The organism is Gallionella capsiferriformans ES-2 (assembly GCF_000145255.1).
Classification (GTDB): domain Bacteria; phylum Pseudomonadota; class Gammaproteobacteria; order Burkholderiales; family Gallionellaceae; genus Gallionella; species Gallionella capsiferriformans.
The window spans coordinates 76,241-94,319 of sequence record NC_014394.1 but is presented as its reverse complement, the minus strand read 5'-3'; the positions used below and the strand labels follow the sequence as shown (position 1 = coordinate 94,319).

Here is an 18,079-nt window from a genome sequence, read left to right as displayed (position 1 = left end):
TATGCTTTCATCAACCGCAGACCACCTGTTCTGGATGGCTCGCAGCATGGAGCGTGCAGAAAATACGGCACGCATGCTGGATGTCACCTACCGCATGTCTTTACTCAAAAGGGCATTGATCGAGCCGCATCACGAATGGCGCGCCATGCTGTCCATCAGCGGGCTGCATGAAGATTTCGAGGCGCGTTACGATATGCCCTGTGCCGAGAACGTATTGCACTTCATGGCGCTGGATGAAAAAAATCCGGGCAGCATCTACAACAGTATTTTCAAAGCGCGTGAAAATGCACGTGCCGTGCGCGGCTCCATCACGTCAGAGATGTGGGAGACGCTCAACTCCACCTGGCTGGAAATGCGCCGAATACAGGGCGATGGCATCGCAGCCGATGGGGTCTCACGGTTTTTCGACTGGGTAAAAGAGCGTTCGCATTTGTCACGCGGCATCGCACACGGCACCATGCTGCGCGACAATACCTTCCGTTTTATCAGGCTGGGAAATTTCCTCGAACGCGCTGACAACACCGCACGCATACTGGATGTGAAATACCACATTTTATTGCCCAGCCCAAAGGACATCGGCGGCGCGGCAGACTATTACCAGTGGAGTTCGGTGCTTCGTTCGGTATCGGCCTTTGAATCCTATCGCCGCGTGTATCGCGACCAGATCACCCCTAAGCGCGTGGCCGAATTGCTGGTCCTGCGGCCCGACATGGCAAGATCGCTGATCACCTGCGTGGACGAAGTCAACCGATTGTTGCATGAAATCGACGGGCCGCGCGCCAACGAGCTGCTCCGTCGCTGCGGCTTGCTGCGCACCAGTTTGCATGCTGAAACCATAGACGGGATTTTCGATTACGGCCTGCATGAATACCTCTCCGAATTTCTTGAGCAGATTTATGAACTGGGCAACCTGATCAACACCGCCTATTTCTGGTCAACCGATGAATTAAGCGTGCCTGACATAATCGGCCATTGAACTACGAAAGAAGAACGCCATGACTTATTGCGTCGCGACTATGATTGATGCCGGCATCGTTTTTGCCTCGGACTCCCGCACCAATGCGGGGGTCGACAATATTTCCACTTTCCGCAAAATGAAAACCTTCGAACGAAAGGGCGACCGGGTGCTGGTGGTCGTTAACTCGGGCAATCTGGCCATCACACAGGCCACGCTCAATTATCTTGAACAGGAAATCAGGCACAGTACCGAAGCAAATTTGATGAGCGTCTGCTCAATGTACGAAGTCGCCGAATTGATCGGCTCGGCACTTCGGGAAGTACGCCATCGGGACGGCCCGTATTTGGCAGAAAATAACGTAGATTGCAGCGCAAATTTCATCGTCGGCGGGCAAATTACCGGCGAACCCCAGCGCCTGTTTCTAATTTATGCGGAAGGCAATTTTATCGAGGCCACCCCCGAAACGCCCTATTTCCAGATCGGCGAAGTGAAATACGGCAAGCCTATCATCGACCGAATTATTCGTGCAGACACCAGCATGAACGATGCTATCAAATCGGTTCTGGTCTCATTCGATTCAACGATGCGCTCCAATCTATCGGTGGGTCTGCCAATCGATATGGCCTGTTACGAACGCGATACGCTGCAACTCAATCACGTTCATCGCTTCGATGATCAAAACGACTACATGCAGCGACTGCACAAAAGCTGGGGGGATGGTGTAAGGCAAGCCTTCGCCCAACTACCGAATTTTGATTACTGAATCTATTGAAAACATTGAAAGGTTTCCCATGACCATCCGCGTTGCACTAAATCACCAGACCAGTTATGTGTTTGACCGTGCTGTGAAGCTCTGGCCGCATGAGATCCGGCTGCGTCCCGCCGCACATTGCCGCACGCCGATTTTAAGCTATTCGCTGAATGTTGAACCGGCAGGTCATTTCCTTAACTGGCAGCAGGATCCATTCGGCAACTGGGTCGCACGGCTGGTATTTCCCGACAAAGCTGAGTCGCTGAAAATCACGGTCGATCTGGTGGCCGACATGACGGTGATCAATCCCTTCGATTTTTTCATGGACGAATATGCCGAGTGTTTTCCCTTTGCTTATCCGGAATCGCTCAAGCGGGAGCTCGGCCCCTATCTTGAAGCTGACTTGCTCACGCCACTGCTGTCCGACTGGCTCGCCCGCACCCGCATCGAGCTGCTTGCAAAACCCCTGCGCACCATCGACATGCTGGTCGGCATCAACCAGCGACTAAAAGACGACATCAACTATATTGTCAGACTAGAAGCCGGTGTTCAGACGCCGGAGCAAACGCTCGAACTTAAACTGGGTTCCTGCCGCGACTCCGCCTGGCTCTTGGTGCAGACGCTGCGCCATCTGGGATTGGCAGCGCGCTTTGCCTCAGGTTACCTGATCCAGCTCAAAGCGGATGTTAAGGCGCTCGATGGGCCATCCGGTGCACTTCATGACTTCACCGATCTGCATGCCTGGGCCGAAGTGTACATTCCGGGGGCGGGCTGGATCGGTCTTGATGCGACCTCCGGCCTGTTGGCCGGTGAAGGACATATCCCGCTTGCCTGTACCGCAATGCCCTCCTCAGCGGCACCGGTCATCGGCGGCACCGAAGTCTGTGAAAGCCAATTTGAATTTTCAATGTCGGTGACGCGCATTCACGAAGATCCTCGGGTCACCCGGCCTTACAGCGAAGCCCAATGGCAAGCGATCCTCGATCTGGGTCATCAGGTCGATGTTGAGCTCGATAAAAATGACGTACGCCTGACCATGGGCGGCGAACCCACTTTTGTCTCGATCGACGATATGGAAGGACCAGAGTGGAATTTCACGGCCTTGTCGGATACGAAGCTAACCCTTGCGGGCGAGCTGCTCACGCGCATGCAGATGCAATATGCACCGGGTGCCTTGCTGCATTTCGGTCAGGGGAAGTGGTATCCGGGTGAGCCGTTACCCCGCTGGGCACTGGGCTGCTACTGGCGCACCGACGGCACACCGCTGTGGAATGACCGCAGCCTGCTCGTCAGCTCCGATGGAGAAGGAACACGCGAGACAGCCGATGCAAAGCGCTTCATGCAACGTCTAACACAAGAGTTAGCCCTGGATGAACGCTTTGTGATCACGGCCTTTGAAGATGTCGCCCAGGTGATCAACGACGAACTGCGCTGGCCGGACAATCTGGATCCGTTAACCGCCGACCTTAAAAACAGCGATGAGCGGCGGCGTCTCGCCCGTTTGCTCGAGCAGGGTCTTGGCGAACCCGCGGGCTACGTGTTGCCACTCAAGGCGCTGCCGCCCAACAAACCTGTGCTTGCCAAAAAGGGCCTGATTTCTGCCGGATTTCGCTCCAGCCCCTGGCCGCTGCGCCGCGAGCACTTGTATCTGATCGCAGGCGATTCACCATTAGGACTGCGTCTGCCCTTAGACTCCCTGCCTTGGCTGCCTCCTGAGGACCAGGACACCGATTCTGGCCGGGACCCGTTCGATTGCACCGTTGACGCACCCGACACGCCCCCTGAAAAAAAGAAATTTCAAACGCTCAAAGCGCGTTACGACCCGCGTGAAATCATCCATACAGCGCTGTGCTGTGAAGTCCGTGCCGGCGTATTGTGCCTCTTCCTGCCGCCCGTGCCTATACTCGAAGACTTCATCACGCTAATCCGTGCAATCGAAGCCACCGCGAACGCACTGAAACTGCCCGTACGTCTTGAAGGCTATACCCCGCCTGCCGACCCGCGCGTCAAAGCGTTCCGCATCACGCCCGATCCGGGCGTCATCGAAGTGAACATTCATCCGTGCTCGAGTTGGGCGCAACTGGTCGAAAACACACAAATTCTCTATGAAGCGGCTAGACTAACGCGTCTGGGCGCAGAAAAATTCATGCTCGACGGTCGTCACACCGGCACCGGCGGCGGCAATCATGTGACGCTAGGTGCCGCAACGCCGGCCGATTCACCCTGCCTGCGCCGTCCGGACATACTCGCCAGCCTGATCACTTACTGGCAACATCATCCGGCGTTGTCGTATCTGTTCTCCGGCATGTTCATCGGGCCTACCAGTCAGGCACCGCGTGTCGATGAGGCGCGTCATGAAAGCCTTTACGAATTGGAGATCGCCTTCCAGCAAATGTCCGAGCATCTCAAACCGGGCGCGGAAAGCGAGCAACCGTGGCTGGTCGATCGCCTGTTGCGCAACCTGCTGGTAGATTTGTCCGGCAACACCCACCGCGCAGAATTCTGCATCGACAAGCTCTATTCGCCTGACAGTGCGACCGGGCGCCTAGGCTTACTGGAATTCAGAGGATTTGAGATGCCACCGCATGCGCAGATGTCGCTGCTGCAGATGCTGCTGCTGCGCGCGCTGGTAGTACGCTTCTGGCAAAAACCCTATCAGGGCAGTCTGAACCGCTGGGGGACCGAACTGCATGATCGCTATATGTTGCCGCACTTCGTAGCTCAGGACATGAAAGACGTGGTGCTTGATTTGCAGCGTGCAGGTTACGCTTTTGAGTTTGAATGGTTCACACCATTCCTTGAATTTCGCTTCCCGCGCTTCGGTACAGTGGTATATCACGGCATCGAAATTGAACTGCGCCAGGCCATTGAACCCTGGCATGTGCTAGGCGAAGAAGTCGCTGCCGGCGGCACCGCACGCTATGTCGACTCCTCCATCGAACGCATGCAGGTGAAAGTGCGCAATATGAATGACAACCGGCACATCCTGACCTGCAATGGCCGGCCACTGCCGATGACAAGCACCGGCACGCGAGGGGAGTTTGTCGCTGCCGTGCGCTATCGCGCCTGGGCGCCCCCGTCCGGTCTGCATCCCACCATCGGAGTACAGGCGCCTCTCGTATTTGATTTGGTCGACAGCTGGAGCGGACGCTCAATTGGCGGGTGTACTTATCACGTTGTCCATCCGGGGGGACGCAGCTATGACACGTTCCCGGTCAATGCCAACGAAGCGGAGGCACGTCGCGTTGCGCGGTTTTGGAATCACGGTCACACACCGGGTTTACTGCATGTTCGTCGCGAGGGACGCAACCCGGATTATCCGCTGACGCTGGATCTGCGCCGCGCCCCCGAACCGGCAATGGAAGGAATGCCAGAGAGTCCGAGCGAATTGATGCAGCAAAACCAGCAGCAATGATAACGGCGGGGGTGAACTTCAACCGCCGCCCCCTTCGTCATTACACGTTAAAACTCCTGCCATTCGTCACCGGCTTTATCGACCACTTTAGCTACCTTGTTAGCAGGCTTTGCAAGGCCGGTGCTGGCAGGAATTTTCGCACGCTGCGATTCCATCTTAAAAACGCTAACGGAACGCACAAGGCTATTTGCCTCCTCTTCAAGTGATTCCGCAGCGGCTGCAGCCTCTTCCACGAGCGCTGCATTCTGCTGGGTCACTTGATCCATTTGGGTGATTGCCTGATTAACCTGCTCAATACCCTGACTTTGTTCGGTCGAGGCGGCACTAATTTCCGCCATAATATCGGTAACGCGTTTAACCGCAGTGACCACCTCTTGCATTGTTTTTCCGGCATTATCAACCAGTTTCGTCCCTGTTTCGACCTTGTCAACGGAGTCGCTGATCAATTCTTTGATCTCTTTCGCCGCGGCAGCCGACCTTTGTGCAAGCGTGCGGACTTCCGTTGCGACAACGGCAAAGCCACGCCCCTGCTCACCAGCCCGTGCGGCCTCTACCGCCGCATTTAACGCCAGAATATTGGTCTGAAACGCAATGCCATCGATCACGCTGATGATATCGACGATTTTACGAGATGACGCATTGATCGCACTCATGGTATCTACAACATCATTTACAACGCCACCTCCCTTAATAGCGATCGTACTGGCACTCAGGGCCAATTGGTTTGCTTGTCGGGCATTATCCGCATTTTGTTTCACGGTAGAGGTAATTTGCTCCATGCTGGATGCCGTTTTCTCGAGACTGGATGCCTGCTCCTCAGTACGTTGTGACAGATCCGTATTACCAGACGCAATTTCTTTAGCGGCAGTCTCAATCGAATCTACCGTCACCTTGATATCACCTACCAACGTCTTCAGGTTTTCCACGGTTGCGTTGACAGAACTCTTGGTCTGACCGAATAAGCCCGGATAATCCGCACTGATCTTATGGGTCAAATCGCCTTCGGCCAGGGCTTGAGAGACACGCATCACATCGCGCAGCCCCGTATCAGTAACAGTGGACAACTGGTTGAGCAGTTCAGCCAAGGTACGTACAAAGCCTAGCTTACCCTGCATTTGCATTTTGACGCTAAAGTCACCCTGAGCAGCGGCGGCTTCTACAACCTGTTGAATTTCTGCAACGACCTTGGTCAACGCGTCTACCGTGCTATTCACCGCATTTTTAGTCTGCCCGAACACCCCGGGATAATCACGGGTAATGGTCTGCGATAAATCGCCACTCGCCAGCGCGGTTGTCACGCGCATAAAATCATTCAATACGGTTTCGGATACATCGGATAGGTCGTTGAGCAAGGAGGATAACTCCTCGGTATAGCCGGACTTCCCGTTCAGGGTCATCTTGACACTGAAATCGCCGCGTTGCGCCGCCGCTTCCACGATATTCTTGATTTCTGCGACGATATTACGCAAGCTGTCCTGCATCATTTTCATGGAATAGAGCAGGCTGCTGGTGTCCCCAGCTTCAACAACCAATTCGACTGAAAGATCTCCGCTAGCGATTTTTTCAACCACCTCAACCGCATAGGCCGGCTCCCCCCCCAACTGCTTCAGTAAGCTTTTAGTAATCCGCAACGAAATGACGATACCCAACAATAAAAAGCCCAGAATAATCGCGGTTGCAACAATGGTTTTAAATGCGATCAGCTCTTTGGCTTGTGCTTCTTCTATACCTGCCTGAGCACTTGCTAGCCCGACCAGCTTGTCAATTGCCATTCGATGCTGCAAATATTTTTGTTCCAGTTGCGGGCGCAAACTGTCAGCCGTTTTCAGGTCGCCACCCATTAAAGCGGGAATGAGATTTGATTGCTGTAAAGTCAAAAAATCTTTACCGGACTTATAAACATCACCGCCGATCAGCGCTTTAATGTCGCCATCAGGAAGCCCCTGCTGCCAGTACTGAGAACGATCGTCAAAGTCCTTTAACAACGCGCGGCTTTTATCAATCAAAGTCGGCAAGCCCGCTTTATCCGCAACAAACATCTGCTGCGTCACCAGATAAGACTCAATCAAATATTCCGGGGGCGGCAGGATGTCTGCGAGTAAATCTTTTTGCTGCACGATACCCTGATAAATCGGGCCGTTTACCTTGACCTGATTCAGGGTAAGCAACAAAAACAAACCAGAAAGCACAAAACCCGAAGAGAAAATGCCAATCAACAAAAAGAGCTTGGATTTCATAGATAAATTATTCATATAGACCTGATTCATTTCGTTGATTAAACACCGGATACCACACTATCCCGCAGTATCATGCCATAGGGGCAATTATCAAGGAAAACTTTAAATTACGATACACTTAGTCCATCTAGCAGTGTGACCTGAAAACGGAATACACTCCCAACGCCAAGCTGGCTTTCAACCGTAATTCGGCCATGCATCATCTGTGCCAGATTACGCGCAATCACCAGCCCCAGTCCTGTTCCGCCAAAGCGCCGCGTTATAGAGTTATCAGCCTGCACGAAGGGCTGAAATAGGTTTTTGATCGTCTCAGCGCTCATACCAATGCCGGTATCCTGGATAGAAAATTCCAGCCTGACTTTTCCGTCAGGAACACGGATTTGCTTCACTTCAAGCGAAGTCTCTCCTTGCGATGTAAATTTCACGGCATTGCCGAGCAGGATGGTCAAAATTTGCCGCAAGCGCAATACATCACCCAGAAACACCCGCCCTGACTCACCTAACCGGAGCAAAGTAAACCCAAGTCCCGCCTCTTGGGCGCGCAATGCAAACGACCGCTCGATACTGCCTAACAACTCATCAAAATCAAACGAGGCCACATCGAGCATCATCCGTCCTGATTCTATTTTTGACAGATCAAGGATGTCGTTCAGTATCCCCAGCAGCATGTTTGACGACTCAAGAATTTGTGACAGAAATATCTGCTGATCCTTGGGATCGGGATTATCCAGCGCAAGCTCAGAAAAGCCGATAATGGAATTCATCGGCGTGCGAATTTCATGACTCATATTGGCCAAAAAATCGCTCTTGGCACGACTGGCGGCCTCCGCTGCGACATGGGCAAGTTGAACACTTTCGATCAACTCATTAAATATTCGTGCTGTATCCCCTGCCTCATCATCGCTGCTGACAACCAGCCGGCGTGAAAAGTCACCGCTATTTGTGATGTCTTTCATCGCCTGTTGCAGACTCTGCAACGGACCGATGACGGAACGCGAAATCAGATACGCAAGTAATACCGTCAGGCTGACCGTACAAACCAAAATAAACAGCATTAAATACGTCGCAAAATTTATTTGCTGGCTTGCTCGCGCCTCGTCTAACACAACACGATGGCTGGCAATTTTGACGGCGCGATCGATGGCCTCGCGATGTAACGCGTAGGACGATTTCATTTTTTTCATCGCCGCTACCACCGCAGGCCTGTTTTCATGCAGCAAAGCAGGCACGAACTCATCGGACACAACTGCGTAAAACCGCATAGCAGGTTCATGTGCCCCTGCCAGCAACGTCGTAGTCAACTCATCACCTAAGCGGTGTTTCTGCCAGAACTCATGTCGATTCACGTATTCACGCTGTAAATTCAGCAAGCGTTCAATCAAATGCGCTTGTTCGGATGGCTCACATTCGACAAGTTGCAAACTCACAAGATACGACTCAATGATGTACCCCGGCGGTGGCAGGATATCTGCAACGAAATCTTTTCCTTGTGCAATTTCCTTGTAGATCGGACCGTTAACCTTGAGTTCACCCAGCGTCTTAAACGACCACAGACCGTAGAGTAAAAACCCCGCCACCACGCAAAAGATCAAAATGGCAAAGCGTTGCCGAAGTTTCAAATTTACCAAGCGTTCCATATCAACTCCAAGCGTGTTTGCTCGTTAGTTTAAACCAGATTGGTCATGACCAATCCAGATCAAGACAAGCAACCAGCATCCCGCAGGGGGTATTGACCAGCGCAGAAATGGTGATGCACTGACTTTTTCCGGTCAGCGAGCGATAAGGGCGGGTGATCTGTATTTCTCCCGGATTTAAAACGGCCTGCCTGAAATAATAGCGTCTCGACCAGTTAGCCTCGGCCGCTTCGGCCAGCGGCTTATAACGAGGATCGATATACTCTGACTGCTGTTTCTGGATATTGTCGCCAATCTGATAGCCGGCCTCATCCAAAAAGTAAACGCGCATCACATTGGGCAAGGCGAGCAATTTCTCACAAGCCAACATTTGCGGAGCACACCCTGAAGTGAGGGTATGTAAAATCGCTTTGAATTCGATCAGACACTGGTCTACTGCATCGCGGTATCGTGTTCTGATCGACGCAGAAAACTCAATATGTTTACCGCGCAACTTAAGCAGCATGTTGTTCGGGTCGTCCGTTTCCACCAATTGCTCGCGGGGAAACCCAAAGTAATAGCCCTGCACCAGATCGACATTTGAATCGATCGCGATCAAGGCCTGCTGCTCAGTCTCAACCCCTTCCATCAGGGCAATGCAGCCCAGCTCCTGAATTAACCCGACTAGACTTGGCAACGCTTTACGCACGACGACACTCGATTCCGCCTGAACGATAATTGAGCGATCAAATTTCACAATATCGGGCTGAATATTCCAAATCCGGTCGAAGTTGGAATGCGATGCACCGAAATCATCGATTGCCACCAGGCAGCCCAGATTCTTGTAGTAGTTAATCGCAGCCGACAGGATCGATTCATCATAAATGCCTTTTTCCAAAATTTCGACCACCACCTGACTCGGTGAAATGCCGTTCTGATCGAGCATCTCCTTAAAAAACGAGCCATAACTTTTGCCCAGGACCGTGACCAGCGGATTGACATTCAGAAAAATCCACGACGTGTCAGAAAATCTCGAGAAATTCTGCACATGAACGGCACGGCATAAGCGGTCGAGCAGCACATTATCCGACTCATCTTTGACCTGCCCGAACAAGGCGAGCGGCGACACCGGCAGTCCATCCTTCTTTTTAGCACGACACAGGGCTTCGTAGCCGACCGGATTTCTGTGTGACAAACTGAAAATGGGCTGAAATGCACTGCCTATACTGTAATCGCGGAACTGTCCGGTGTTGCCACTGACCCGCTGGTTAACAGCGTTAAAGTTATGTGTCTTCATCTTAATTTATTGATTGTGAACATCTGTAATTTGGAACTGATTAACCAGCAGACGTAACTTTTGTGTGCCTTCACGATTGCTCGCAATGGCAAAATTCAATTCTCCCACCGCAGCACTCATCGAGTCGGCCGTACGCGCCACACCTTGCACTTTACTCCCGCTTTCAGCTGCACTCATCGATATCTGTGAAATCGTAGCAAACATCCGTTCAATAATCTCGGCAGAACCAGAATTGTCAGCAGCAGAGGCCTCTGCCAGCCGCAACCCTTCCTCCATACCGGTCGCACCGTGTTCCATAATGGCGACCGCATCACGCGCCTTGTCCTGAACGGATGCAATCATCAGATTGATTTCATGTGTCGCGCTGCTGGTGCGTTCAGCCAGTTTACGCACTTCATCGGCGACCACTGAAAAACCGCGGCCAAATTCACCTGCACGCGCGGCCTCAATGGCTGCATTCAACGCCAGTAAATTAGTCTGATCGGCAATGCCCTTGATGACCTCAGCAATCTCACCGATCTTTTCGGTACTCTCTCCCAGCGAGCGGATACGCAACGAAGACGCCTTGATCGATTCGCGGATATCCTGAGTACGGCTTTGCACCATGCTGACTTGCGCGCGAGCGCGATCGGTTGCCAGTTGCATGGCTTGCCGCATTTCGCTGGTGGTCAGATTTGCCAGGTCAATGTCACTCATCTGTTTTTCCAGCGCCTGCAAAATATCCTGCACCGCGATCAGCACTTCGCCTGTAGCGGCGGTTGCCTCTTTGTTACGCACATCCATGTGTGCCTGATTATTGACCATGCCGTCCGTGCCACGTCTGACGTTGCCGACCGTGCGGTCGATATTATCAATCAGGCTATTGATCCATTGAGACAACACCCCGGCTTCATCGCGACTGGCATCGCCCCGGTCCAGACGCTGGGACAGATTGCCATGCCCTTCCGCGACATTCCGAACCACGCTCACCATGCTGCGCAATCGTTGCCCGACAGGTTTTGCAACAAAGCGATGAAGCACGAGACCACCGGTTAAGAATAATCCGCAACAAATACTCGCCATCACCTGCGCGTCAGGTTTGAAAGCCAGTGCAATACCTGAAATGACGGCCATCATGGCAACCCACATAGCCAAATAAACAGACATCATCCTGAAGTTAAGACTGCGGAAACGATACACCTCCTCGAGGTCGGCTTCGCACATCATCCCCCAGCTATCTATGGAACCCGGCAGTGTGAATGTAATACCGCGCCCTATCACTGGAATATGGCGATAATCGGAATAGCCGGGATAGGTCACAAACGTATTCTGACCACAGCGTATCGTCTCCCGCACGCCGGGATGCAACTGACCTGTCGCAGGGTCATTGAAGATCAGCTCAAATTCCGTGTGATTCCGAACCGATACGACTCCGAAATCGGTACGCACGCCTTGCTTTAAGTTGTCGCCCATACTAAAAGTAGCATCTTCGAACCGGGAACGGGACAACGCAGTGCCCGCTTTGATTGCCGTATCAAATCCCGCTTTCACCATGAATAAATAGTTATCCCCGGACTCGTGAAAAATATGTCCGGCTTCACGCTGAATCAAGTCACCCAGCACATCGTTCGGCACCCGGCCGCAAACCGCACCGAGCAACACCCCGTCTTTTTGCAGCGGGTAGTAAAACATCAGCGTCACCGCATCGTGAAACCGCGAACTGCTCGCGCCCAGAGCACCGGTTGCAGCGTCAAGATAAGGGCCATGCAGAAATTTACCGGCAAGCCCCAGCGTGACCGCTTTTGCGTTCAGATCATTTTTTCCGACTCTGCTCCGGCAACTCGAATACAAGGTGACAGCCTGAGCGTTAATCACGAATAATTCCGTGAAGTCGCCATCGAGGCGCAGATTTTCCGCAAGTAGCTCTGCGTCAAATTTTGGCCAGTCGTGCGCAATCTGCGCCGACATACCCGAGAGCGCTGACCACTTTTGCTCGGCCCATTCAGATAAAATTCGGACCCGCGTGGTGGCAATGGAGTCGAAGATTTCTTCGAGAATAGGATATCGCCATTGATTTAGATAACAGGCCCACCCCATCGCCAAGCGGCCGCACTTGCCAAAATAGGGAAGCCAGAATCGCTCGCTGTTGCTCAAATTCATCTGTTGGCTTTTTAACATGTCAGTATCCCCTTTGTGTGTACCGAAAATTAAAGCAATAATCATGCCAATAAAAAACCCTTACAAAACCAACTGGAATTAATTGATCCGACTGCGCCATGCACCAAAATCGGGCACAGATGTACCTGCTTGCAACAGCAATGCACGAAGTTGGCAGGAGTAACGATGGAGCAGGGTTTGACCCCAAGCTGTAGCGCGAGAACCGCAGGGGGCCTCCCATGAAATATGGTCGCACTGTGTGCTTGTATTTCATGTGAAAAAAAGGGCACCATGCGGTGCCCTAAAAATGGAGCCGGAGGATGGCTCCTGGGAGGAGAAGTTAAACTTAGTAGTTGTAAGCGCGTTCGCCGTGAGATGAAGTATCCAGCCCTTCACGCTCTTCTTCTGCTGCGACACGCAGGCCGATGGTCAGGTCAACGATCTTGTAGCAGACGAAAGCCACCACACCCGACCAGATCACCGTGGTCAACACAGCCTGGGCCTGAATCCAGACCTGATCCGCAATGACCGTGTCCACAATGGTATTGTTTGCATAGTCAGCGATACCGGTGCCACCCATGCTCCAGCTGTTGAACACACCGGTGAGCAGCGCACCCAAGATACCGCCGATACCATGAATACCGAACACGTCGAGCGCATCATCTGCACCCAGCAATTTCTTGAGACCCGTTACACCCCAGAAGCACACGACGCCAGACAGCGCACCGATCACCAGACCGCCACCGATACCCACCCAACCACAGGCCGGCGTGATGGCAACCAGACCGGCAACTGCACCGGATGCAGCACCCAACAGGCTTGGCTTACCCTTAAGCAGCCATTCCGCAGCCAACCAAGTCAGTACCGCAGCAGCCGTTGCAATCAACGTATTAGCGAAAGCAAGCGTTGCTGTTCCACCCGCTTCCAGCGCAGAGCCTGCGTTGAAACCGAACCAGCCCACCCACAACAGCGCAGCGCCGATCATGGTCATCACGAGATTGTGCGGTGCCATCGGCTCTTTGCCATAACCGATACGTTTGCCAACCATAAATGCGCCGACCAGACCAGCAACCGCTGCGTTGATATGCACCACGGTACCGCCCGCAAAGTCCAACGCACCCTTTTGGAACAACCAGCCCGCTTTTACGGTTTCAACAGCCAGTGTCGCGGCATCCTTGATTGCATCGGGACCGGTCCAGAACCACACCATGTGTGCGATCGGCAAGTAAGCAAAAGTAAACCACAGACCTGAGAACAGCATCACGGCAGAAAACTTCATCCGTTCAGCAAAAGCACCGACGATCAACGCCACAGTGATGGCGGCAAAGGTAGCCTGAAACGCGACAAAGACAAACTCCGGAATCACGACACCCTTGCTAAAGGTTGCCGCATTAGCTACGGAACCCGTCATCGGATCAAAGATGCCCTTGAGGAACAGTCGATCAAAGCCACCGATGAATGCATTGCCTTCGGTAAATGCCAGCGAATAACCGTAGATCGCCCAGAGCACTGTGATCAACGCAAAGATACTGAACACCTGCATCAGGATAGACAGCATATTTTTGCTGCGTACCAAACCGCCGTAGAACAGCGCAAGGCCGGGGATTGACATCATAATCACCAGCAAGGTTGCCACCAGCATCCATGAGGTATCGCCCTTGTTAGGCACGGGTGCCACAACCGGAGCCGCCTCCACAACCGCTTCAGCCACAACAGCCATAACAGGCGCCGCTTCCGTAGCAGAAACGACAGCAGACGCAACTTCCGTAGCCGATACGACAGCGGACGCCGCCTCTTCCGCGAAGCCGGACGCCGACAGTCCGCACAACGCGGCTATCAGCATAAATGAAGCGAATATTTTTCTCATTTCGATCTCCTTAAAGCGCGTCCGAACCGGTTTCGCCGGTACGAATACGAATCACTTGTTCGATTTCCTGCACAAAAATTTTGCCATCGCCGATCTTGCCGGTTTGAGCCGCTTTTTCGATGACTTCAAGCACACTGTCCAGCTGGTCAGCAGCAATGGCCGCTTCCAGCTTAACCTTAGGCAGAAAATCCACTACATATTCCGCGCCGCGATACAACTCGGTATGCCCCTTTTGCCGGCCAAACCCTTTGACTTCAGTGACGGTGATACCCTGCACGCCAATCGCGGAGAGGGCTTCACGCACTTCGTCAAGCTTGAACGGCTTGATAATCGCTGTGACCATTTTCATCATATTCTCCTGGTGAGGGGCGGCATTTACACCGCCCCGATATCAATTAAAATGCGTGAGTCAAAGTCAGTGCAGCAGTACCTTTACCTAACTGAGAGTTAGTCGTGGCAACGGGTGTCGTATAGAACGAACTGACATTGGTACTGGTGTAAGCCAAGCCAAGTACATAACCACTGATATCCTTAGTGATGCCGACTTTGTAGTCGGAATAAGTCGGGGTACCTGTGCCTGGCGCACCCGTCGTAATGGCTGCGGCAGCATCAGCACCAGCTCCCTTGTAAGTTTGTCGACCCACGTGCGCAGTCACCGTAAATCCGCTATCAGCCAAGGGCACACTGGCATTCAGCTCAAGATAATTCGTGCCTTTCGCGCCGGGAACTGTCAGGAAGTCGCCCAGACCGTAGGAATACTTAGCCGTGAACCACTTGTAGCCGATCGCACCATAAACTTCATCGGTATCCGCTTTAGCGTAACCACCCGCCGCAGTGTAGGTACCCAGATAGTTGTAACGGACGAAACCTACGTCATAACTAAAATCTTCCGCGAAAGCATTCTTGAAACCCAAATAGGTATCGAGCTCCATCGAAGGACTACCACTGGCAGTTGCAGCCGTATCGTAAATCCAGCTCACGTTTGATCCCCACACCCCTGCGTAAAAGCCGCTTGCATGTGCATAGTCAACGCCGCCTTGTATCGCTGAGTTATGAGAGGTTTGTGAAATACCACGGAAAACGTAGTCACTCACGATCCCGACATTTGCAGAAACCGTATGCGGAGACGCTGGCGCATCTTCAGCCATTGCCACACAAGGAACAGCCATTGCAGCCAGGATAAGGGTATTCAGTAATTTGCTTTTCAACATGATGATTCCTTCATAAAGTTTAAAAAAATATTTCCCGCGCATTTCTATAAGCAGGATGCGTGCCACAATTATTTGTTTGTTTTAATTCATCACATTACAAATAAATGACTGGATTCTACACTCGCGCTGCGCACCATATGCGCACAGCATTTTCCCAATATGCACTGATTTTGTGCCTGCCTGCACCAGTTTTGCTACACTGGCAAAAATGTCGATTCAAACTGCAATAGACTTCCCTGCGCAGTGATGACGCTATGTAGCATAGTTATTGCGAAAAAGAATCAAAAAGCCATTACCCATACCAAGGAGCTCCACCATGCTGAATGCGAAAATTTTCGATGACATCTCCGCCAAGTTAAGTCAGGCGGCAGAAAGCGGCCCCGCCAAAGATATCGAGAAGAATGTGCGCGCCCTGCTCACGCAAGGGTTTAGCAAACTCGATCTGGTCACCCGCGAAGAGTTTGATATCCAGTCTCAAGTGCTTCTGCGTACCCGCGAACAACTCACCGCACTCGAAGCACGCGTAGCAGAACTGGAAGCGCAACAACCCCCTAAATAACATGAGCCTCGCGGTACTCTACAGCCGCGCACTCGAAGGGATGGAAGCCGATCTGGTGACTGTCGAGGTGCACTTGGCCAATGGATTACCCGGCTTTACCATCGTTGGACTGCCGGAAACGGAAGTCAAGGAAAGTCGTGAACGGGTGCGTGCCGCGCTGCAGAACTGCCAGTTTGACTTTCCGGCCAGACGAATCACCGTCAACTTAGCCCCCGCCGATCTGCCCAAAGAAAGCGGACGTTACGATCTGCCGATTGCACTAGGCATACTGGCTGCAACCGGACAAATCCCCGCCGACAAACTCGGCTTATATGAATATGCGGGCGAGCTCGCACTGACCGGTGAAGTACGCCCGGTACGCGGCACGCTGGCAATGACCTGTCGCGCAGTTACCTCCGGACGCGCCTTCATCCTGCCGGAAGTGAATGCCGCAGAAGCCGCGCTTGTGGAACACGCCGTGATTTATCCGGCGAAAACGCTGCTGCAAGTGGCAGCGCATCTATCAGGGCGCGAATCCATTGCACCCTTCAAGAGCCAGCCACAGACCGTTAAGCCACACTATCCCGACTTCAGCGAAGTGAAAGGTCAGGAGCAAGTCAAACGTGCGCTGGAAATTGCCGCAGCAGGCGGCCATAGTGTCCTGATGATCGGGCCGCCTGGCACCGGAAAGTCCATGCTGGCGGCGCGCTTTCCCGGCATTTTGCCGCAAATGACAGACAAGGAAGCGCTGGAGAGCGCGGCCTTGCAGTCTCTGGGCGGCAATTTCGACATCGCGAACTGGAAAACGCGCCCCTATCGAGCACCGCACCATACGGCGTCAGGCGTCGCTCTGGTTGGAGGAGGAAGCAACCCGCGCCCCGGGGAAATTTCAATGGCAATGCATGGCGTGCTATTTCTCGATGAATTGCCGGAGTTTGAGCGCAGCGTGCTCGAAGTATTGCGCGAACCGCTCGAATCCGGACACATCACCATCTCGCGCGCCGCGCGCCACGCTGAGTTTCCCGCACAGTTTCAGCTGATTGCCGCGATGAATCCCTGCCCCTGCGGCTATTTTGGCCACTACAACGGGCGATGCCACTGCACGCCTGATCAGATTGCACGCTATCGCGGCAAAATTTCCGGCCCGCTGCTCGACCGCATCGACATTCAAATTGAAGTGCCCGCCGTGCCGCAGCAAGATTTACTGAAAAAATCCGCGGGCGAATGCAGTTCAGACATTCAGGCGCGCGTGGAGGCGGCGCGCCAGCGCCAGATTGACCGGCAGCATAAACCCAATGCACAGCTCTCCGTCACGGAACTGGATGAACTGTGTACGCCCGACGCCGAAGGGCAAACACTGCTCAAACGGGCCATTACGCGACTTGACCTGTCCGCTCGCGCCTATCATCGCGTCCTTAAAATGGCACGCACCATCGCTGATCTAGCCGGCAGCGATGCCCTGCAGACAGCCCACATCGCCGAAGCCGTACAATACCGGCGCATGGATAAATAAATTTAACAAGGAGACGCCCGGTGTTCGAACAAAAACTGATCAACAGCATGAAAAACTTCAACCAGTTCATCCACGTGCTGCTGGCACTGGCACTGGGCATCGCCTGCATCATGGTGATCTGGGATTTCGGCGCGCGAGCCTTAGACGCATGGAATGCAGGCAATGCGACCAGCGGATTTTTTCATGCCTTAGGTTCACTGTTCATCCTCTGGACGCTCTCAACGCTGATTTCAGCGGAAATGCATTACCTGCAGACGGGGCGAACCTCGGTGCGCGTATTTGTCGAAGTCGCCATGATTTCGGTGATCCGCGAAATGATCGTGCAACCGGTACAAGTGATCAGCGCACCCGGCGGATCAGGCCCCATATTCAGCCCGCTGCATTACGGACTTCTGCTGGCCGCCTTACTGGTGATCGGCGTCGTATACAAACTGATCAGCTCCACCGAACCTGTCGAAACAGTTGAACACGTCACAAATAAATAACCCTATCCAAATTAAGAAGTAAATCCAACGGCTTACCGCATCGCACGCCGCGTGGTAA

The 18,079-nt window shown here is 53.0% G+C and carries 13 protein-coding genes; 6 read left to right on the top strand and 7 right to left on the bottom strand.

Going from position 1 to position 18,079, the window contains the following annotated elements; genetic code table 11:
• Position 1: 1 nt before the first annotated feature.
• From GALF_RS00400 to GALF_RS00390, 3 genes are read left to right on the top strand one after another with little or no spacing between them, the layout of a single operon-like run.
• On the top strand, positions 2–976 hold the full coding sequence (locus GALF_RS00400) for an alpha-E domain-containing protein (RefSeq protein WP_013292066.1): 975 nt from the start codon (positions 2–4) through the stop codon (positions 974–976).
• 19 nt (positions 977–995) lie between these two features.
• The gene (locus GALF_RS00395) at positions 996–1,721 is read left to right on the top strand and encodes a proteasome-type protease (protein WP_013292065.1); all 726 of its coding nucleotides are present in this window, start codon (positions 996–998) and stop codon (positions 1,719–1,721) included.
• Positions 1,722–1,749: 28 nt separating this feature from the next.
• Positions 1,750–5,124: a transglutaminase family protein gene (locus GALF_RS00390; RefSeq protein WP_013292064.1), complete on the top strand. Its 3,375-nt coding sequence runs from the start codon at positions 1,750–1,752 to the stop codon at positions 5,122–5,124.
• Between the two features lie 47 nt (positions 5,125–5,171).
• Here GALF_RS00390 and GALF_RS16060 read toward each other — a convergent pair whose 3' ends face one another.
• The 7 genes from GALF_RS16060 to GALF_RS00355 form a co-directional block, all read right to left on the bottom strand.
• Complete coding sequence (locus tag GALF_RS16060) at positions 5,172–7,376, bottom strand: methyl-accepting chemotaxis protein (protein WP_013292063.1); 2,205 nt, start codon at positions 7,374–7,376, stop codon at positions 5,172–5,174.
• A 92-nt stretch (positions 7,377–7,468) separates the two neighbouring features.
• Positions 7,469–8,998: a sensor histidine kinase gene (locus tag GALF_RS14715; RefSeq protein ID WP_013292062.1), complete on the bottom strand. Its 1,530-nt coding sequence runs from the start codon at positions 8,996–8,998 to the stop codon at positions 7,469–7,471.
• Between the two features lie 43 nt (positions 8,999–9,041).
• Positions 9,042–10,271, bottom strand: coding sequence for a sensor domain-containing phosphodiesterase (locus GALF_RS00375; protein ID WP_013292061.1), 1,230 nt, complete (start codon positions 10,269–10,271; stop codon positions 9,042–9,044).
• Positions 10,272–10,277: 6 nt separating this feature from the next.
• Positions 10,278–12,428 (bottom strand): methyl-accepting chemotaxis protein, encoded by a 2,151-nt coding sequence (locus GALF_RS15630; RefSeq protein ID WP_013292060.1) that lies wholly within the window; start codon positions 12,426–12,428, stop codon positions 10,278–10,280.
• Positions 12,429–12,753: 325 nt separating this feature from the next.
• Complete coding sequence (locus GALF_RS00365; RefSeq protein ID WP_013292059.1) at positions 12,754–14,274, bottom strand: ammonium transporter; 1,521 nt, start codon at positions 14,272–14,274, stop codon at positions 12,754–12,756.
• 10 nt (positions 14,275–14,284) lie between these two features.
• Positions 14,285–14,623, bottom strand: coding sequence for a P-II family nitrogen regulator (gene glnK, locus GALF_RS00360; RefSeq protein ID WP_013292058.1), 339 nt, complete (start codon positions 14,621–14,623; stop codon positions 14,285–14,287).
• A 46-nt stretch (positions 14,624–14,669) separates the two neighbouring features.
• Positions 14,670–15,485, bottom strand: a complete 816-nt coding sequence (locus tag GALF_RS00355; RefSeq protein WP_013292057.1) for a TorF family putative porin — start codon at positions 15,483–15,485, stop codon at positions 14,670–14,672.
• A 316-nt stretch (positions 15,486–15,801) separates the two neighbouring features.
• On the opposite strand from GALF_RS00355, the gene GALF_RS00350 reads away from it, so the two are divergent.
• From GALF_RS00350 to GALF_RS00340, 3 genes are read left to right on the top strand one after another with little or no spacing between them, the layout of a single operon-like run.
• Positions 15,802–16,044: an accessory factor UbiK family protein gene (locus GALF_RS00350; RefSeq protein WP_013292056.1), complete on the top strand. Its 243-nt coding sequence runs from the start codon at positions 15,802–15,804 to the stop codon at positions 16,042–16,044.
• A 1-nt stretch (position 16,045) separates the two neighbouring features.
• Complete coding sequence (locus GALF_RS00345; protein ID WP_013292055.1) at positions 16,046–17,536, top strand: YifB family Mg chelatase-like AAA ATPase; 1,491 nt, start codon at positions 16,046–16,048, stop codon at positions 17,534–17,536.
• A 20-nt stretch (positions 17,537–17,556) separates the two neighbouring features.
• Entirely contained in the window at positions 17,557–18,021 is a 465-nt protein-coding gene (locus tag GALF_RS00340) for a phosphate-starvation-inducible PsiE family protein (protein WP_013292054.1), read from the top strand.
• Positions 18,022–18,079: the final 58 nt, after the last annotated feature.

Coding starts and splice junctions, on each gene's coding strand:
- GALF_RS15630 (WP_013292060.1), bottom strand. CDS start 12,428: ATGTTAAAAAGCCAACAGATGAATTTGAGCAACAGCGAGCGATTCTGG.
- GALF_RS00390 (WP_013292064.1), top strand. CDS start 1,750: ATGACCATCCGCGTTGCACTAAATCACCAGACCAGTTATGTGTTTGAC.
- GALF_RS00355 (WP_013292057.1), bottom strand. CDS start 15,485: ATGTTGAAAAGCAAATTACTGAATACCCTTATCCTGGCTGCAATGGCT.
- GALF_RS00350 (WP_013292056.1), top strand. CDS start 15,802: ATGCTGAATGCGAAAATTTTCGATGACATCTCCGCCAAGTTAAGTCAG.
- GALF_RS00345 (WP_013292055.1), top strand. CDS start 16,046: ATGAGCCTCGCGGTACTCTACAGCCGCGCACTCGAAGGGATGGAAGCC.
- GALF_RS16060 (WP_013292063.1), bottom strand. CDS start 7,376: ATGAATAATTTATCTATGAAATCCAAGCTCTTTTTGTTGATTGGCATT.
- GALF_RS00375 (WP_013292061.1), bottom strand. CDS start 10,271: ATGAAGACACATAACTTTAACGCTGTTAACCAGCGGGTCAGTGGCAAC.
- GALF_RS00400 (WP_013292066.1), top strand. CDS start 2: ATGCTTTCATCAACCGCAGACCACCTGTTCTGGATGGCTCGCAGCATG.
- GALF_RS00395 (WP_013292065.1), top strand. CDS start 996: ATGACTTATTGCGTCGCGACTATGATTGATGCCGGCATCGTTTTTGCC.
- glnK (WP_013292058.1), bottom strand. CDS start 14,623: ATGAAAATGGTCACAGCGATTATCAAGCCGTTCAAGCTTGACGAAGTG.
- GALF_RS00365 (WP_013292059.1), bottom strand. CDS start 14,274: ATGAGAAAAATATTCGCTTCATTTATGCTGATAGCCGCGTTGTGCGGA.
- GALF_RS14715 (WP_013292062.1), bottom strand. CDS start 8,998: ATGGAACGCTTGGTAAATTTGAAACTTCGGCAACGCTTTGCCATTTTG.